We start from the raw sequence: 17,433 nt of genomic DNA, 5'->3' as shown, positions 1-17,433 counted from the left end.
CTTCATACCCCATGACCAGCCCGTATATTCGTTGTTTAATTAAACTCTCTACTGAATGGTCAATCCGATTTTTTTTTCGGTAATCTTGGAAACATTGTGCAAACTGTGATGTGATTTGCAATTTTCTGTCTATTTCAGCAATCAAGCTTAATCCTGCATCTGATGTTACTTGTCCACCCTGAAAATTGACTATTACTGGCAGCGATTTTTGTTGCTCAAATTTCAACTGTTTTGTTGAAGATGGGGTCATGCTTTATAACTGCTGAAATCCTTGCTATATATACATTCTCGCAGTTTTTGACCCCTTTTTTATCTTTTTGTGAGAAATCCGGGAACAAGTTTCCCGCCCAGTCAGGCAGGTATATAGCTCCATTTACTACCGCTGGTGTCGCTGATATATCACCACCTGTAGTAAAAACCCATTTGGGAGACAAGGAAGCTACGTTCTCTGGTTTGAGATATCTCTCAGCCGCTTGATTACGGGTATTGTTTAAGTTCTGTCCACCAAACTTCCATTGGTCACCAAACTTCCATTGGTCACCAAACTTCCACTGGCTATCAAACTTCCACTGACTTTCATCAGCACGGCTAACAATGGTTGGCATAACAAGTGTCAATGCCATCGTAAAAATTCTAATAGCTCGTTTGCCAAATAAATAACTTACTGTCACAATTACCAAGCTCCACTGCTACTACTAAAGACCTTCTGTTATGGCTCTGTTGTATACTTGTAAAAAAGCCATAATTGCTGATAGTTTACCAAAATGTAAGTAGATAAGCTCAGTTCTTCTGAAGTCATGCTGATAAGTGAAGAAGTTGGTCAAATCAAAAACTCAGAAAACATGGTAATTATCAAAGGCAAATATTAACAATTAATTTGATAAATTTACGCACACCCTCGATATAGAACAATCCAGAGGCATTGCGGTATTTACTAGGCAACCGCATCTTGATTGTTAATAAAAATCGAAAAGTAAATTCAAATATATAAAATAAAGCTAATTACCCCAGATAAATAGTGAGCGTAAATCAAAGTACAAACTTCGATATTAAAAACTTATAAATAAATTGGTAACAAGTTTTCAAAACCTCTTTCAAATTCCAGCCTCTAATCTTATATCAGTGGAAAGTTGAATAACTATGAAAAATGCAACACTTTAGCCAACTTGCCTGAATAATCTCTCTTATCTGCTTTTACACTGGATCTTAAGGAGGAATAAGCACAATTAAAAAGTTTTCATAATTTTTTGATGACTGACTGATATATAAGTAAGGTCAAATAAAGCGATGCTTATTATTATGCTGTTGTCTCGTGTCTACTGTACTTTTTTTGGTCAAAGCTTTTATGTACGATCGGGATGAACGCCTGTGCCAATTGATTGCAACAGTATGCCAACACCCAGATGGCAGCCGAGCATGGCGAAAAGCTATGAGTCGGCTTCTGATTTTAATTCAGGGGCTACCAGAATTTAGAAAATACTCAAGTATAGACTGCCCCGATTATTTTTTAGATGCCTTGAACCAAACTTTAGAGTGGTTCAGCCAAAATGTGAGAAACTTTCAACCACGTACATCTTCAGTTGGAGATGATTTAATCAGATGGATCAAAAACTACCTTTACTGGCGCATCAAAGATTTAAATTCACCATCTCTCCCTGTGAGAAAAAAATCTCATTTGTCCTTGAATGAAAGCATTTTAGATGCGGATGGAGAAATAACAACTTGGTTGGAACGAGTGTCAGAACAAGGACAACTATTAGGAACACCAGCTAATCCATATATTTTGAGCGGACTAGAAATTTATTTGGAAAGTTTACAGCAGCAGTCACAACAAAGTCTGGTAAGCAACATAGCACTTTACATTGAGCAAGACCCAGATAAGCAACTACAAAATTGCTATCCTCGCAAACATCCCGAATGCAACTGTCAAGTACTAAGCCAAAGATTGCTGTTCATCTTTAAAAACCCACCAGACACACTTGCTGATATTGCTCGTGAGAACCAAATCAATTACCAAACTCTGGTATCTCATTGGAAATTAAAAGCAATACCTTTGTTGCAAGAAGTTGCCATTAAACTTGGATATGAATCTAATTAACAATCACAACCATGAGTAGCACAGAAACGCTCGCTTTAAAAATTCAACTCGGACAAGAAGCTCATACCATTGCCCGCCAGTTTGCTGTGGAACAAACCACACCTCAAAAAGGCAAACAAATCTATTTAAATACACTAGCAGTTTATGCTGTTTATAATTACTTGAAATGGTTGCAAATTGATACAGCTTTAGAGAAAGGTGATAGTTGGCATCCCCTGAAACGAGCTTTATTTGATATTGCCGATTTAGTTATTCCTAACATTGGTAAACTAGAGTGTCGTCCAGTTCAACCTGGAGAAACGGCAATTTACTTACCTCCTGAAGTGATACAAAACAGGATTGGTTATGTGGCTGTTCAATTTAGCGAACGCCTTCAGGAAGTGCAGTTGCTGGGATTTATTAGAACAGTTACTATTTCTGATGCTTGCGAGCAAATACCACTAACAAGCCTCAAACCCCTTAATTTGCTCTTTGACTGTATTCCGGAAGCTGTTGTTCAGCCTGCAAGTGCGAGCCAAACACGGGTGAACTTAAGTCAATGGTTCGAGAATCTGTTTGAAAATAGTTGGATGGCTTTAGAAGAAATTTTCGCCAGTATAGACGAGAAAAAGTTTGCGTTAAGAAGTGTTTCCTCTTTGAGTAAAGTTAGTGTGGCACGAGCAAGAGTAATAGATTTAGGCCTACGAGTGGGAAATGAACCACTAGCGTTAATAGTAGCGATCGCACCATTACCCGAACAAAAAGTAGAAGTACTAGTACAGCTGCATCCAATGGGTGAAAAAACTTATCTACCATCTAACCTGAAACTGTATTTACAAACAGAATCAGGAGAGATTCTTCAAGAAGTTGTATCCCGAAGCAATGATAACTTTATTCAATTAAAACGATTTCGAGGGAATTCTGGAGAAAGCTTTAATATTCAAGTATTTAATGGTAATTTGACAATCAAGGAGACCTTTGTCATCTGACACTTTTTTGTCGGAGTGTAATGAGTAAATTAGTTATCTTAAATTTGGGTAAAGGCGACCTGCATAAAGGCTTTCCTGATGTCACAGTGCAACTTGGGTTGACAAATGACCTACGTATGATGGAATTTCGCGGGAGTTTACCAGCAGCGCCAGAAATTTCTCAAATTTATCGAAATTGGCAAATCCTATACTCTGCTCTCTACCGTCACTATGGTTGGTGGATTCGTCTGGAAATCGAAGATAGCGATCAAACAAATTTTTCCGAAGTTGAGTTTAACGAATTATGTCAGCAATTATCATCTAAAATTAATATTTGGCTTAATTGTGAGCAATTTCGCAAAATAGACCAAAAATTACGCACGCAATTAAATCCAAAGGAAGAAATTTGCTTTATAATAGCAACTTCTGATAACTTACTCCGGCGACTTCCTTGGCATTTGTGGAACTTTTTTGATGATTATCCGAATGCTGAAGTTGCACTTAGTACCTTAGAGCCAAAAAGATTAAATAAAGTATATATTCCGAAAAAAATCAAAATTTTAGCGATTTTTGGTAATAATCAAGGAATTGATATTAGTAAAGATAAGTATTTATTAGAAAAATTATCAAACCAAGCTCAAATAAATTTCTTAATTGAGCCACAACGAAAAGAGTTAAGTAACGAACTTTGGGGAAAAGGTTGGAATATTCTATTTTTTGCTGGACATAGTTCTAGTCAAGAAAGAGGAATTCTGCAAATTAATCAAACAACAACAATTACTCTCGATAAATTAAAACATGGACTCAAGAAGGCAATTGAGAGTGGATTGCAGTTGGCAATTTTCAATTCCTGTGATGGTTTAGGTTTAGCAGAAGCGTTAGAAGATTTACACATTCCTCAAGTCATTGTTATGCGCGAACCAGTCCCAGACTTGGTAGCACAGGAATTTTTAAAACATTTTTTAGGTGAATTTTCTAGTGGACAATCACTATACTCTGCACTGCGCGAGGCGCGCAAAAGGCTCGAAGGAATAGAAGATGAATATCCTTGTGCAACTTGGTTACCAGTAATTTGCCAAAATCCCTTAACAGCGCCAATGACTTGGCAGTTGCACCGCAAGATGCTCACTACCAAAAGTATTTTAGTAATATTGCTAACAAGCTTGTTGGTGACAAGTTTAGTCATAGGGGTGCGGTATTGGGGTTATCTGCAAACGTCAGAATTACAGGCTTTTGACCATTTTATGCAGTTGCGATCGCATCTTGTCACCGAAAAGCCTGACGAGCGGATTTTAATTATTACAATTGATGAAGCAGATATTCAGTACCAAATCAATAAAGGAATGCAAATGCGCTGGTCATTATCCGATCAAGCCCTTGCTCAACTATTAGAAAAATTAAATAAATATCAACCAAGAACTATCGGTTTAGATATTTATCGTGATGGAATTGTAGATCCAAAATATCCGAGTTTAGCTAATCGTTTTCAGAAAGATAATAGTCTATTTTTTGTGTGCAAAGTTGCTACGACTGATGATGATGGCGATAGTGATGGAATTCCGCCACCTTCTAAAGTTTTAAGAGAACGTTTAAGTTTTAGTGATTTTGTTGCAGATAATGAAGATATTGCTCGTCGCCAGCTTTTACATTTGACTCCTCCTCCAACATCTCTATGTACTACAGAATATGCTTTTAATCTCCAACTAGCACTTCATTATTTAGATAAAGAAAGCAAAACATCAAGTGTGACAAAATCAGGTGATTTACAGATTGGTGATATTGTATTTGAGCAATTAAACGAACACACCAGCGGTTATCAAAAAGTAGATGCATCTGGTTATCAAATATTATTAAATTATCGTTCTCTTAAGTCTGTAGAAAAAATTGCCGAGCAAGTTAGTTTGAGAGATGTGTTAGATGAAAAAATCCCATTAGAATCAGTTCAATTACTCAAAGACCGCATTGTGATGATTGGTCTTTCTGCCCCCACTAATACAAATGATTATTGGAAAACACCTTTCAGTTCTGATGCCAAACTCAAGCAAAAGCAAACACCGGGGGTGTTCGTACAGGCACAGATGCTAAGTCAAATTCTTAGTGCAGTTTTAGACCGCAGACCTTTATTGTGGTGGTGGTCTGGATGGGTGGAGGCACTTTGGATATGGGGATGGTCATTATTAGGAGGTATTACAGCGTGGTATTATTCAAAACCGCTGCACTTGGGAGTAGCGGTAATCATTACACTTTTAACAGTGTTTGGGCTATGTTTTAGTATTTTTGCACTAGCTGGATGGGTGCCATTTATCCCCTCGGTATTAGCGTTACTAGCTACCCAAATAATGGTAATCTCATGGTTTAGACATTCGCATCTTCGCAATTTCAATCGTGATTAAAAAAAAGTTACTTTACCAACCAATTCAACGCGCTTGCATAATTCCTTTGGTGTTTATTGGTTTGATGAATTACTCGCAACCAGTGCAGGCACAACTGACAAATTCGATTCAAAATACCGTTAAAAATTCACCCTTCCAATCTTTTAAGCAACCGAAATTGCCTAGAAACGGCGCACCCACAGGTCGGCGCAGAGCAGGAGCTGGGCGTAGTCCTGATTGTCCTAGCAATCTTACACAGTTGACTGCTTTAGTACCTGGTGATGGAGAAAAATCAGTCTTGGCATCAACAGTAACAGAGAATCCAACTTTTTGGTTTTATGTTCCCCAACTAGCACAAACCACGCGTTATGGAGAATTCGTGTTACAAGTGCTAGATGGTAAAGATGCACAGAATGTCTATCGAACACCTCTAACTTTGGTTGGAAAAGCAGGAATTATCAGCATTACTTTGCCAGCACAACCCCAATATTTTTTAAAAGCAGATAAAAAATATCACTGGTACTTTCATATTTATTGCGGCGATCCAGAAAAAACATCTGACAATTTTTATGTAGATGGGTTTGTGCAAAGGCAAGTGCTGACAGAGGCTCTTGATAGTCAGTTGAAGTCAGCAAAACCAAAAGAGTACATTGTTTATAATGCTAATAATATTTGGTACGATACCTTGACTAATTTAGGTCAACAACGCCACATTAATCCTCAGAATGCAACGATTGACAAAGATTGGGTTGACTTATTAAATGCAGTTGGCTTACAAGACATTGCTCAAGAGCCAATTGTACAGCATTACAACTTGGAAAAATAAGACTAGTCATGCAGTGGAGTTACTGATTGATTGAGGATGCTATGTTAGCAATAACTCAAAATTGGCGGTGTTGGTGTAGTCGTTTGATAGTGGCAAGTGTGTTAATCGCTTGTTTGCCAGCTCGGGTTTTCGCTCAAATTACCCCAGATAATACCTTAGCTAATAACTCTAACGTTGCAAGGCATGGAAACACCTTTAGTATTACCAAAGGAACGCAAGCAGGAAGTAATTTGTTTCACAGTTTTAGCGAGTTTTCCGTTCCAAATGGTGGCACTGCTTATTTTAATAACGCTTTAAATATTCAAAATATCATTACTAGAGTCACAGGTGGCTCAATCTCTAATATTGATGGTTTAATTCGGGCTAACGGCACAGCTAACCTATTTCTGCTTAATCCCAATGGCATTATCTTTGGCTCAAATGCACGATTAGATATTGGTGGTTCATTTTTAGCAACCACAGCCAGCAGTTTCAAATGGAGCGATGGTAGTACCTTCAGCGCCACCAATCCCCAACCTCCCTCTGAGTTACTAACAATCAATCTTTCTGCACTATTTTTCAATCAACTGCAAGCTGCCAGAATTGAGAACAGATCAACCATCAATGCGGGAAATAATCTCAAAGGGCTAAGAGTCCCAGATGGGCGAAGTTTATTGTTAGTGGGTGGAGATATCATCCTTGATGGTGGCTCGTTGAATGCTTTAGGTGGGCTAGTAGAATTGGCAGGAGTTTCTGGTAAAGGGACTGTGGGATTAAATGTTGATAGTCAAGACCTAAGTTTGAGTGTCCCCAATGGTGTACCAACAGCCGATATTTCTTTAAGTAATGGCGCAGTTGTGGATGTGCGTGCTGGTGGGGGAGGCTCAATTACAGTCAATGCTCGGAATTTAGATTTAAAACAACAAAGTCACCTTTTCGCTGGGATTAAGTCAGGTTTGGGTACAGCAACGGCTATAGCAGGAGATATTAAAATTAATGCTACCGATACTGTCTCCTTGGATAACAGTTTCGTTAATAGCACAGTAGAAAAAAACGGGGAGGGTAAAGCTGGAGGTGTATTTATTACCACAGGCTCACTAAAAGCGACCAATGGTGCCCGACTGAGTGCCGGTACTTTAGGAAAAGGGGATGCAGGTAGTATTAGCATTACTGCCACAGATGCGATCGAGTTTGATGGTGAAGGTAAAGATAGATCTAACAGTGGGGCATTCAGCTTAGTCAACCCTAGAGCAGAGGGCAACGCCGGAGATGTATCGATTACCACAGGCTCACTAGAAGTTATCAATGGTGCCCGACTGAGTGCCAATACGTTTGGAAAAGGGAATGCAGGCAGTGTTACCATTACTGCCACAGATGTTATCAAGTTTGATGGTGAAGATAAGGATGGATTTAACAGTGGGGCATACAGCAGGGTCGGCTCTACAGGAAACGGCGAAGCCGGAGGTGTATCGATTACTACAGGCTCACTAGAAGTTACCAATGGTGCCCAACTGAGTGCTAGTACTAGAGGAAAAGGGAATGCAGGCAGTGTCCGCATTACTGCCACAGATGCTATCAAGTTTGATGGGGAAAGTAAGAAAGGATTAAACAGTGGGGCATTCAGCCTAGTCAACCGTGGAGCAGAGGGCAACGCCGGAGATGTATTAATTACCACAGGCTCATTAGCAGTTATCAATGGTGCCCAACTGAACGCCAGTACTAGAGGAAAAGGGAAAGCAGGCAGTGTCCGCATTACTGCCACAGATGCTATCAAGTTTGATGGGGAAAGTAAGAAAGGATTAAACAGTGGAGCTTACAGCAGAGTCGGCTATACAGGAAATGGCGAAGCCGGAGGTGTATCGATTACTACAGGCTCACTAGAAGTTACCAATGGTGCCCAATTGAGTGCTGATACGTTTGGAATAGGGAAGGCAGGCAGTGTCAGCATTTTTGCTAGAGATGCTATCAAGTTTGATGGTGAAGGTAAGGATGGATCTTACAGTGGGGCATACAGCCGAGTCAACCCTACAGGAAAGGGCGAAGCCGGGGGTGTATCGATTACCACAGGCTCACTAGAAGTTACCAATGGTGCTCAATTGAGTGCTGATACGTTTGGAATAGGGGGTGCAGGCAGTGTCAGTATTTTTGCTAGAGATGCTATCAAGTTTGATGGTGAAGGTAAGGATGGATCTTACAGTGGGGCATACAGCCGAGTCAACCCTACAGGAAAGGGCAACGCTGGAGATGTATTAATTACCACAGGCTCACTAAAAGTTACCAACGGTGCTCAAATTGGCGTTAACAGTCAGGCAGAAGGTACTGGCGGTAATATCCAACTGGCAGCAGGCTTCCTCACACTAGATCGAGGCACAATCTCTGCCGCAACTCGCAGTAATACTGGTGGTAATATCACTCTCAACCTGCAAAAGTTATTATTATTACGCGATCGCAGTCAAATCACTACCAATGCAGGCCAGGAGAAGTTTGGAGGTGATGGTGGCAACATCACCATTAATATTCCTAACGGTTTTATCGTTGCTGTCCCAAGAGAAAATAGCGACATTACCGCCAATGCTGTTAGAGGCACTGGTGGGAGAGTGAATATTCAAGCAAATGGCATTTATGGTATTAAGTTCCGTAAAAGTAAAACTCCCTTAAGTGACATCACTGCTAGTTCAGAGTTTGGTACACAAGGCACTGTAGAACTCAACATCCCAGATATTGACCCCAATAGTGGCTTAGTTACATTGCCAACAATACCAGTTGACACTCAGGTGGCTCAAGCCTGCAACAGTCCAGATTATGCCCAAAACCGATTTGTCATCGCCGGACGCGGCGGTTTACCACCTAATCCCAAAGACATTCTCACTCCTGATGCGCCTCATATAGATTGGGTGTCTGTTAAATTCATCAACAACAATCGTTCCATACCACCTGTTACCAGTAAATTAACTACCTTCACTGCCAAACCCATTGTTGAAGCCACAGTTATGACGCTAAATGCCAAAGGACAAATAGTTCTCAGTGCTAGTTCATCGACTGCTACTTCTCACAGTTTCACACACAACACTGTTGGGTGTCATAGTAGCTAAAATTACTCATCCTTTGGCAGTGTCTTGCTTGTGTTGTTCAACAGCCTGACAAATTATGAAATTTTTCAAGCATTTTTTTATAGCATTATTGACTGCATCACTCTGTACGTTTTTACCGTATTTTTTTGATTCATCTAATTATTTAACGGCAGGATTTGCAAAATCTCAAATCGGATTTGATTCTGTTTTAGCAACCACGTCTGCTGTCAACCCAACCCAGACTTCTAGCCTGGTGCAGCAAAGTCAAGCACTTTATGAAGCGGGACAGTTTGTGCAAGGGGTAGAACTTCTTAAAAAAGCAGTAGCTGAATTTCAAGATACTAATGATGTATTTAATGAAGCTATAGCTTTAAGCAATCTTGCTTTAACCTACCAGCAATTAGGACGCTGGCAAGAGGCAACTGAAGCCATTACACAAAGTATTAAACTATTACAAACTCTCAAAGATTCAGATTCTTTACAACAGCAAGCGCAAGTTTTTGCCCAAGCTTTAGATGTTCGAGGTGGGTTGGAATTAGCACAGGGGCAAACTGAAGCAGCCCTGAATACTTGGCAATCAGCAGCTAAAATTTATCAACGCTTAGATGATATATCTGCACTAATTCGCAATCGTGTTAATCAAGCCCAAGCAATGCAAGCTTTGGGAAATTATCTTCAAGCAGATAAAACATTAATCTCAGTCCGAAAAGTTCTCAAAAATCAACCAAATTCTCCTATAAAAGCTAAAGGATTATATAGCTTAGGAAATGTTCTGCGAAGTTTGGGTTATTTAAACGATTCGCACCTCGTTCTCGAAGAAAGTTATTCTGTGGCTAGAGTAGTGAAAGATGCGATCGCTCAAAGCAGTGCTTTACTTAGTTTAGGTAATACAGCCCGCGCTCAAATATACGCTCAATTTAGTTTGGGTAACTCAAGCAGCGCCAAAGATTACACTCAAACAGCAATTCAGTACTATCAAAAGGCAGCACAGATTGCATCAATTAAACCTACTGTACGCCTACAAGCTCAACTCAATTTATTAAGACTATTGGTAGAGCAAAAAGAATTTAGCACAGCAAAGGCATTATTACCGCAAATTCAGTCTCAGATAGACAGTTTGCCTCCAAGTCGGACAGGTGTTAACTACCGAATTAACTTTGCTCAAAGTCTGAGCAAAATGATACAGAACTCAGTTGGACCAAAAGATATTGCTAAAATTCTAGCGCAAGCTGTCCAAGTAGCTAACAGTTTAAAAGATGAACGAAGCGAGTCTTATGCCCTTGGTACTCTTGGCGGACTGTACGAACAAAGCGGACAACTGGCTGATGCTCATACCCTGACACAGCAAGCTTTGGTAAAAGCCGAATCTCTTGATGCTCAAGACATTGCTTATCAATGGCATTGGCAGATGGGACGGATACTGCAAAAGCAATCCGATATCTCAGCAGCAACAGCTGCTTATAATCGAGCTTACAATGCCCTCAAATCCCTTCGTAATGATTTAGTTGCGATTAATCCTGACGTACAATTTTCTTTCCGCGAGAGCATAGAACCCATATATCGACAGTACGTTGACTTACTGTTGCAACTTCCAGAAAATACTTTTCAAAAGTCAGATAATGTCATTCAAGCTCGTCAGGTAATCGAATCTCTCCAGTTAGCAGAATTAGATAACTTCTTTCGTTCGCCTTGCTTGTTACCAAGAATTGACCTTGATAAATTAGTTGAAAAAGAAAAATCTACAGCTGTTATCTATCCAATTATTTTAGATCGCCGACTAGAAATTATTATTAGATTGCCAGGACAAGATGCAATCTTCCATAAAACAATAAAAGTCCCTAAAGATGTATTAGAAAATACTGTAGAACAACTACAGAAGGATTTACCCATTGCTAGCCGGGAGCCGGATGTTAAGCAGCATTCGCAACAGCTATATGATTGGTTAATTAAACCTATTGAATCAGATTTAGCAAATGCAGATATCACATCCCTAGTATTTGTATTGGATGGTTCTTTGCGAAATATTCCAATGGCAATTCTTTACGATCGACAACAGCAGAAATATCTGATAGAAAAATATGCTATTTCTTTAATGCCCGGACTACAACTTCTCGATCCTAAACCTTTACATAACGTGCGGCTAAACGCTTTAATTGCAGGGGTTGAGCAAGAACGCTTGATTGAAGGTAAATCATTTCCCGAACTCTCTAATGTCACACAAGAATTAAAACTAGTCCAATCTGAAGTTAGATCGAGTAAAGAACTCTTAAATCAGGAGTTCACTAAAGCTAATCTGCAAAAGCAAATTCAATCTACTTCCTTTTCAGTAGTGCATCTAGCTACTCACGGGCAATTTAGTTCAGACATCGAACAAACCTATATTCTTACCTGGGATAGCTTATTGAAGGTTAGAGAGCTAGATAATTTACTCAAAGCTAAGGGTGAAAGCCGACAAGGAACAATTCAATTACTCGTCCTTAGTGCCTGTAAAACTGCCACAGGCGATAAACGAGCCGCTTTGGGATTAGCTGGAGTAGCAGTGCGGGCGGGCGCACGCAGTACCCTAGCAACTTTGTGGACAGTAGATGATGAATCTATTAGCGATTTTATGGGTGAATTATACCGACAATTGGATGCTGGAGTAACTAAGTCTCAAGCACTACAACGCGCCCAACTTGCGATTTTAGCCAAAGAAAATCGTCCATATTTTTGGGCACCTTACGTTCTTATCGGTAATTGGTTGTAATTATTTAGATGAAACCTTTTAGCTTCATTTCCTATCGCTATGCCATAGCAACAGTAGAAACCTCAACACTTTCTCCTCTAACTGGGTCAAATAAGCCTGCTTCAGCTTCCCCAACGACTCCAAAAACCTCTGCACCGATTCCTCCAACCTACTGGAATACACCCGTGAAATGCAATCGCAGATCGAGAGCATCTGCTAGATATGTGGAAGTTGTACCTTTTCCCAGTCGCAATTTAATACATCACAGATTCCTTTGAAAGACTCTTCCACAACAGGATTACCTTTGAAAAACCAAAAACAGTCAAGGTAATTTAATTTATTGCTGTCTGCAAAGTTTTCTACAGTTTCGTAGTTCAACTTCATTCTATGCCTTAAATCAACTATCCAATCAACGTGTAATTCTGGGTAATTTACGCTCATTTTATCCTCCATCAGTAACTCTATATTCTGTTTCTATTAAACTTAACAACTTCTCTTCCACCGCCGTAAGATAAGGACGATTCAACTTCCCCAATGACTGCAACAGATTTTTGACTGTCTCCTCCAGTCCCCTCGAATACACCCTATTGATGCGATCGCACATCTTCTGCATCTGCTGGCATTCATCAGGCAGATACTCAAAAGACTTGAGATGCTGCACCCCAACCGTCAATTCTCCATTCCATAGCCTCACAGTACAGCTAAAATCATTCACTTGAGAGACAATTGCCCAACAGCCGCCCTTACCCCTGAGTTCTGGATTAGACTTGGCTAAGATTTGGCACACCTCACCTAACTCGTAGGTGTTGGGTACTCTGGTGCGTTCCATTATCCGTTGCACGACATCTTTGACGATGCGACCTGATGGTACTTTGCCGCCAGCTTCTTTGACTGCGGACTGCCAACAAGTAAGTTGTTCCTCCACCGTCAAAGCAACCAAGGGTCTAACTTGTCGTTCACTCGTTGGCAGAATTTGACAACCATTGGTTGTCAGATTTTCGTAAACACCAGCTGCGGCAATCAAATAATTTGACTGTTGCCGACTATGCCCAAATCTATCACGGCAGTATTCTTCAAATGTGCGGTGGGTGGATCTGTATAACCTGCGATCGCGTAACTCTGCCAGAGCCTTACCCGCCTCAAAAAACGCTCTCTCAACTTTTCGCTCCAGGAATAGGCGATCGTGTTGTTCCTGTTCGGTTAATTCAGGTACTTCAACAGCAGGAACATCAATGATTGCTGAAGCTGGATCTCCTGAAGGAGCGAGGTCTGAGTTGGGGGATTCTGGATTTTGTGATGTAGCAGAGGTGGCTTTGTTGCGCTTACGGAATGATTTGTCCATGAATCCACCTCAACCCCCACATTTAAGCCGCTTGTTGTCGATGCTCTATTAAATTCAGTAAAGGGGGAAATATTCTCGATTTATCACCAGAAACCAGCACAAACACGGCATTAGTCGAGAATGGTTCTCGAATATAGTTATAAAGAATAACAAACGCTCTGGTAGTCAGATAATGAGCATCTCTTAGTAAAACTACTACTTTACGCCCCTCCATCTCTGCCAAAGATGTTTGTACTTGCTCTATAAGCCTTTCAATATCTTGAGCTTCATAAGCGTGAGTGGCTTCAAAATCTATAATTTGGTCGCATATAAAAGATGTCATTGCTCTGCCTCTTTCTGTTCAACTTTCTCAAAAGTGCCATCTGCACGTCGCCGCCAGCCATCCACAATTACATCATCTTCAGGATTTCGAGGTTTTGACGGATCGCGCCAATCATAATTAGTAACTTGCTCAGTTGGCTGTGTCTGTTTGGTGGGTATTTTGTCCTGATTTGATTCGCTTTCAGTCATTCTCTTTTACTTTTTAATAGCAACTTTAGGCTAATAATCATCTATAAAGTTGCTCCCATTGGGTGTTGCTTTGCCTTTACTGCTATATGTTTAGTTTGCTATTGTGCAATCTTTGTTAGGCTGCACCTCTATTATTATCAATGACAACCATGTGGGCTTGAGATTTAGTAGATTTTGGCACATCACTTTTTCTAGTTACTTGCTCTGAAGCAGTAGATAGCACTATCTCATCGGATGAGTTGTGAGTTTTGTCATCAACATTATCTGGCTGCCACTCCAAAATATCTCCAGGCTGGCATTCTAAAACTTCACAAAATCTGCCCAAAGCATCAAATGTAATCGATGCTGCTCTACCTTGTTCAATTTTTTGAATATTTTGAAGGCTGTAGCCAGTTTTTCTAGCTAGTTCATTTTGAGATAAGCCTTTAGCTTCTCTCGTCTTTTTCAGTTTTACAAGCACAGGCATTTCCTAATTCTTACTCCTTACAGTAGCACTACTTTCAGTTGGTTATCTTTGGCGTGTGTATCCATAAGTAATATGAATAGTTACTAAGAATAGCATTACTAATGGTAATACAAAAGCCAGCTTAAGCCTATTGTTAATTACTAACTATAGTGCTACGGTAAGTAGTACAAAACAAGCTAAATTCAAACAAAAAGCGACTGCTTAGAGCCTGGAAAACTTACGCAGTCGCCTTTTGCAAAACATCCACTATACAGATGGAGTACCAATATAATGACACATCTAATTTATAGCCAACAACAGCTGCGCGCCAAATCCCTAGCCCAGCTAAAGCGCATCTACAGCGAAATCGGCTGCACAGTCGAAGTAAGCGACAAACGTTGTAAAGATGCATGGATTAGCGCGATCGCTTCACCACCAAGCAAGCATTCTCCAGAAAGTCGCCCGTCCTGCCACAGATGAGCGAGAGATTGCCCAAGGCGAATTCGACCAGTTCATCGCAGACCAAGCCCAAGCCATTGCTCCTGAACTGACTACTGTAGTAATCAACTCCAACCACTACAAGGTCTACTCTGGCAAACAACTAATCGCATACATCACCTACGACCACAGCGAATTCGTAACCCAACCTTGGGTAGTGATGGTCAATGGTGTAGAGAAGTTCCGCGATACTACACCCGCAAGATGCCACCGCTTCATCGAATGGCATTACAAAGACGGAACACTCAACCCACTTGCGCTAGCTGAAGTACCAGAAGTCCCCACAATTTCAGAAATCTCATTAGACCTCTTGCACGAATCAAGAAAATAGAGCAAGTTCATAATTGAAAAGTCCAGCAATTGAAGGGGCGACAAGAATAGCCAAAGTATTACAGGAAGAAGCATTCGAGTAAGATACCCTATCAAAAAAAATGGTTCTTATTGACAATACTGTGCGGTTATTAGACAGCTACGAATAAGGAGCAGTTTGATGGTAAAAAAGAATGGTCTCGTCAAATTAACAAGACCAAACAAATAAATGCTACCCCAATTCTATCAAGAAATCTTAGAAAAGTACCTGAGTAATACACAATTAATTACGCTAAAAATGTTGGTATGGCTGTTACAAAGCCAGAAGCAAGTAAAAATGGCGTTGTTGCGTGAATAGGCAAAATGGTAAATTTTACCTATCGCCTATGTTTTCTAGCCGCCTAGCCCAAAGATGAAGATGAAAGCCCAGTACAAAGTTAAGAATTGGAACGCCTATGATGCAGCACTAAAGCGACGAGGCAGTATAACTTTCGCTTGTGAATGAACAAGTCATCGAGCAGTGGCGTAATCAGCAGAAAACAGGGAGAAAGGGAGCATCGAATTATTACTCTGATGTGGCAATCGCCACTATGGGAACGATTCAATCAGTGTTTCATTTACCAGGACGGCAAGCCGAGGGGTTTTTGGAATCGCTATTCATGCTCATGGGGATTGAACTAACAGTGCCAGATCACTCTACCCTATCGAGACGCTTAAGCAAGTTGTCGGTAGAACTGCCAGTAGTTCCAAAGGACAAGGCTGTTCATATAGTAGTGGATTCAACTGGTGTCAAAGTCTATGGTGAAGGCGAGTGGAAAGTTCGCACTCATGGGGTTGGTAAACGGCGAAAGGAGCGCAAGTTGCATTTAGGAGTTGATGAGGGAACCGGGGAGATTTTGGCTGCTGTAGTCACTACTAATGATGTCGCTGATTGCGAGGTACTACCTGACTTGTTGGAGCAGATTGAGCATCCGATAGAGCAACTATCTAGTGATGGTGGCTATGACACATTCGACTGTTACGATGCGATCGCACAACGAGGTGCCACAGCGACTATTCCTCCGCGCAGTAACGCCAAGATTCAGCAACATGGTAACCGTAAAGCACCTCCTCATCCAAGAGATGAGAATCTGCGCTCAATACGTCAAGTTGGACGCAAGCAATGGAAGCAACAAAGCGGATATCATCGGCGTTCGCTGTCTGAAACAGCTATGTTTCGCCTCAAAATTATTTTTGGAGGCAAGTTAAGACGACGATTTTTTGACAATCAAGCCGTTGAATTATTTTTGCAATGTGCTGCCCTTAATCGCATGATCCAGTTGGGCAAACCCGATAGCTACAAAATTGAAAACTAAATCACAATTTCACCAGGCAAAGGTGTGTCTTTTTTTTGTTTCATGCAACAAAGCCCATTCGGGCTATAACGAAGTGCCAGTTGACCAGATTTAATATTGACTACATTACACCAAGTAACTAATTTAGTAGGAACTACAGACACTGCATTGTCTGCAACTGCTATTAGTTGACGACGCAATATCTGCTTATCTCCTTTGTAAATATTCAAGTACATCCCTTCATTGGAACTTTCACGCCAGGAAACTGAATAAGTATAATCACCATTTTCCCAACTGGAGTTTAGTCTAGTTCGCGGTGCGAAACTGGAAATAAAATAAAACAAAATTAATATTAAATGCTCGATAAAAAATATAATATGCAAAGCGATAATATCAACAATCTGAAACTTAGATAAATTCAAATATCTGGTAAAAGAAAGTAATCTTAATGAAGTGATTTATAGCTGGGTATAAAAATAGTAGTTTAGTTAACATTCCTAGCTTGAGAAACTAAAACTCGACCGATAATAGTCAAATTATGAGCGATTATTTCCCAGCCCACCCACCGTTTAAATCCTATATCTCCTCTATACAAACAACGTTGAAACCCAAAGCATCTTTTCAAAAAACTAATACGTCCTTCTACACCGTTATGCCAATGACGACCCTTTCTAAAATTTCTCTTCCTTTCATGCTGAATTCGTTCCTTACTTCGATAACCTCCTTTCGGCAATATGACTTGTTTTATTCCTAGTGTTTGGGCATAGTTTTCATTACTTTGAGAGTAAACACCTCTATCACTAGAAACTAGTTTCGGGGGATAGCCAAAATTTTTTATATGTTGGTCTAAACTGGAAACTAATTGTTGAGTATCATGAGGGTTTCCCTTTAATACTCGATAATTACTCACAATTCCCCCATCAACTTCATCTAACCAGACTTTCCGCCCAAACTCTACATCTAGGTTAGGTTTGCCC

At 40.3% G+C, this 17,433-nt stretch carries 18 protein-coding genes and 1 pseudogene; 10 read left to right on the top strand and 9 right to left on the bottom strand.

The window, feature by feature from the left end; all coding sequences use genetic code 11:
- The coding region (locus I8752_RS18315) for a transposase (RefSeq protein ID WP_214433738.1) at nt 1-250 on the bottom strand (250 nt) is incomplete at its 3' end.
- A complete protein-coding gene (locus I8752_RS18310) occupies nt 216-671 on the bottom strand; it encodes a PQQ-binding-like beta-propeller repeat protein (RefSeq protein ID WP_214433737.1) in 456 nt (151 codons plus the stop codon). The genes I8752_RS18310 and I8752_RS18315, both read right to left, overlap by 35 nt.
- 641 nt (nt 672-1,312) lie before the next feature.
- On the opposite strand from I8752_RS18310, the gene I8752_RS18305 reads away from it, so the two are divergent.
- The 6 genes from I8752_RS18305 (at nt 1,313) to I8752_RS18280 (ending at nt 12,039) form a co-directional block, all read left to right on the top strand.
- Entirely contained in the window at nt 1,313-2,098 is a 786-nt protein-coding gene (locus I8752_RS18305; protein WP_214433736.1) for a hypothetical protein, read from the top strand.
- 11 nt (nt 2,099-2,109) lie between these two features.
- Nucleotides 2,110-3,066 (top strand): DUF1822 family protein, encoded by a 957-nt coding sequence (locus I8752_RS18300; protein ID WP_214433735.1) that lies wholly within the window; start codon nt 2,110-2,112, stop codon nt 3,064-3,066.
- Between the two features lie 20 nt (nt 3,067-3,086).
- Nucleotides 3,087-5,438: a CHASE2 domain-containing protein gene (locus tag I8752_RS18295; protein ID WP_214433734.1), complete on the top strand. Its 2,352-nt coding sequence runs from the start codon at nt 3,087-3,089 to the stop codon at nt 5,436-5,438.
- Complete coding sequence (locus I8752_RS18290; RefSeq protein WP_318780862.1) at nt 5,431-6,243, top strand: DUF928 domain-containing protein; 813 nt, start codon at nt 5,431-5,433, stop codon at nt 6,241-6,243. Before I8752_RS18295 ends, I8752_RS18290 begins: the two co-directional genes overlap by 8 nt.
- Before the next feature lie 41 nt (nt 6,244-6,284).
- Nucleotides 6,285-9,314: a two-partner secretion domain-containing protein gene (locus tag I8752_RS18285; RefSeq protein ID WP_214433733.1), complete on the top strand. Its 3,030-nt coding sequence runs from the start codon at nt 6,285-6,287 to the stop codon at nt 9,312-9,314.
- An 88-nt stretch (nt 9,315-9,402) separates the two neighbouring features.
- Nucleotides 9,403-12,039 carry a CHAT domain-containing protein gene (locus tag I8752_RS18280; RefSeq protein WP_214433732.1) on the top strand — a complete coding sequence of 879 codons (2,637 nt, stop codon included), beginning with the start codon at nt 9,403-9,405 and terminating at the stop codon, nt 12,037-12,039.
- 195 nt (nt 12,040-12,234) lie between these two features.
- Here I8752_RS18280 and I8752_RS18275 read toward each other — a convergent pair whose 3' ends face one another.
- The 5 genes from I8752_RS18275 to I8752_RS18255 all read right to left on the bottom strand — a co-directional run bounded on the left by I8752_RS18275 (nt 12,235) and on the right by I8752_RS18255 (nt 14,336).
- Nucleotides 12,235-12,459, bottom strand: coding sequence for a hypothetical protein (locus I8752_RS18275; RefSeq protein WP_214433731.1), 225 nt, complete (start codon nt 12,457-12,459; stop codon nt 12,235-12,237).
- Nucleotide 12,460: 1 nt separating this feature from the next.
- Nucleotides 12,461-13,360: a hypothetical protein gene (locus I8752_RS18270; protein ID WP_214433730.1), complete on the bottom strand. Its 900-nt coding sequence runs from the start codon at nt 13,358-13,360 to the stop codon at nt 12,461-12,463.
- A gap of 22 nt (nt 13,361-13,382) precedes the next feature.
- Entirely contained in the window at nt 13,383-13,682 is a 300-nt protein-coding gene (locus I8752_RS18265; protein ID WP_214433729.1) for a hypothetical protein, read from the bottom strand.
- A complete protein-coding gene (locus tag I8752_RS18260; RefSeq protein ID WP_214433728.1) occupies nt 13,679-13,870 on the bottom strand; it encodes a hypothetical protein in 192 nt (63 codons plus the stop codon). The genes I8752_RS18265 and I8752_RS18260 overlap by 4 nt, the downstream gene beginning before the upstream one ends.
- A gap of 115 nt (nt 13,871-13,985) precedes the next feature.
- A complete protein-coding gene (locus I8752_RS18255; RefSeq protein ID WP_214433727.1) occupies nt 13,986-14,336 on the bottom strand; it encodes a helix-turn-helix domain-containing protein in 351 nt (116 codons plus the stop codon).
- Between the two features lie 270 nt (nt 14,337-14,606).
- Here I8752_RS18255 and I8752_RS18250 point away from each other — a divergent pair, with 270 nt between their 5' ends.
- The 4 genes and pseudogenes from I8752_RS18250 to I8752_RS18240 all read left to right on the top strand — a co-directional run bounded on the left by I8752_RS18250 (nt 14,607) and on the right by I8752_RS18240 (nt 16,477).
- A complete protein-coding gene (locus tag I8752_RS18250) occupies nt 14,607-14,795 on the top strand; it encodes a hypothetical protein (RefSeq protein WP_214433726.1) in 189 nt (62 codons plus the stop codon).
- Nucleotides 14,722-15,144 (top strand): hypothetical protein, encoded by a 423-nt coding sequence (locus I8752_RS18245; protein WP_214433725.1) that lies wholly within the window; start codon nt 14,722-14,724, stop codon nt 15,142-15,144. Before I8752_RS18250 ends, I8752_RS18245 begins: the two co-directional genes overlap by 74 nt.
- A gap of 207 nt (nt 15,145-15,351) precedes the next feature.
- Entirely contained in the window at nt 15,352-15,480 is a 129-nt protein-coding gene (locus tag I8752_RS38090) for a hypothetical protein (protein ID WP_263985470.1), read from the top strand.
- Nucleotides 15,481-15,540: 60 nt separating this feature from the next.
- Nucleotides 15,541-16,477 (top strand): annotated as a pseudogene (locus I8752_RS18240) (IS5 family transposase).
- Here I8752_RS18240 and I8752_RS18235 read toward each other — a convergent pair.
- Nucleotides 16,474-16,878 carry a hypothetical protein gene (locus tag I8752_RS18235; RefSeq protein ID WP_214433724.1) on the bottom strand — a complete coding sequence of 135 codons (405 nt, stop codon included), beginning with the start codon at nt 16,876-16,878 and terminating at the stop codon, nt 16,474-16,476. The pseudogene I8752_RS18240 and the gene I8752_RS18235 sit on opposite strands and share 4 nt — an antisense overlap.
- A 62-nt stretch (nt 16,879-16,940) precedes the next feature.
- On the bottom strand, nt 16,941-17,433 hold a 493-nt coding region (locus tag I8752_RS18230), incomplete at its 5' end, for a transposase (RefSeq protein WP_214433723.1).

Origin of the sequence: Dendronalium phyllosphericum CENA369, assembly GCF_016056275.1 — a bacterium.
Classification (GTDB): Bacteria; Cyanobacteriota; Cyanobacteriia; order Cyanobacteriales; family Nostocaceae; genus Dendronalium; species Dendronalium phyllosphericum.
This window is presented reverse-complemented; position numbering and strand designations above follow the sequence as displayed.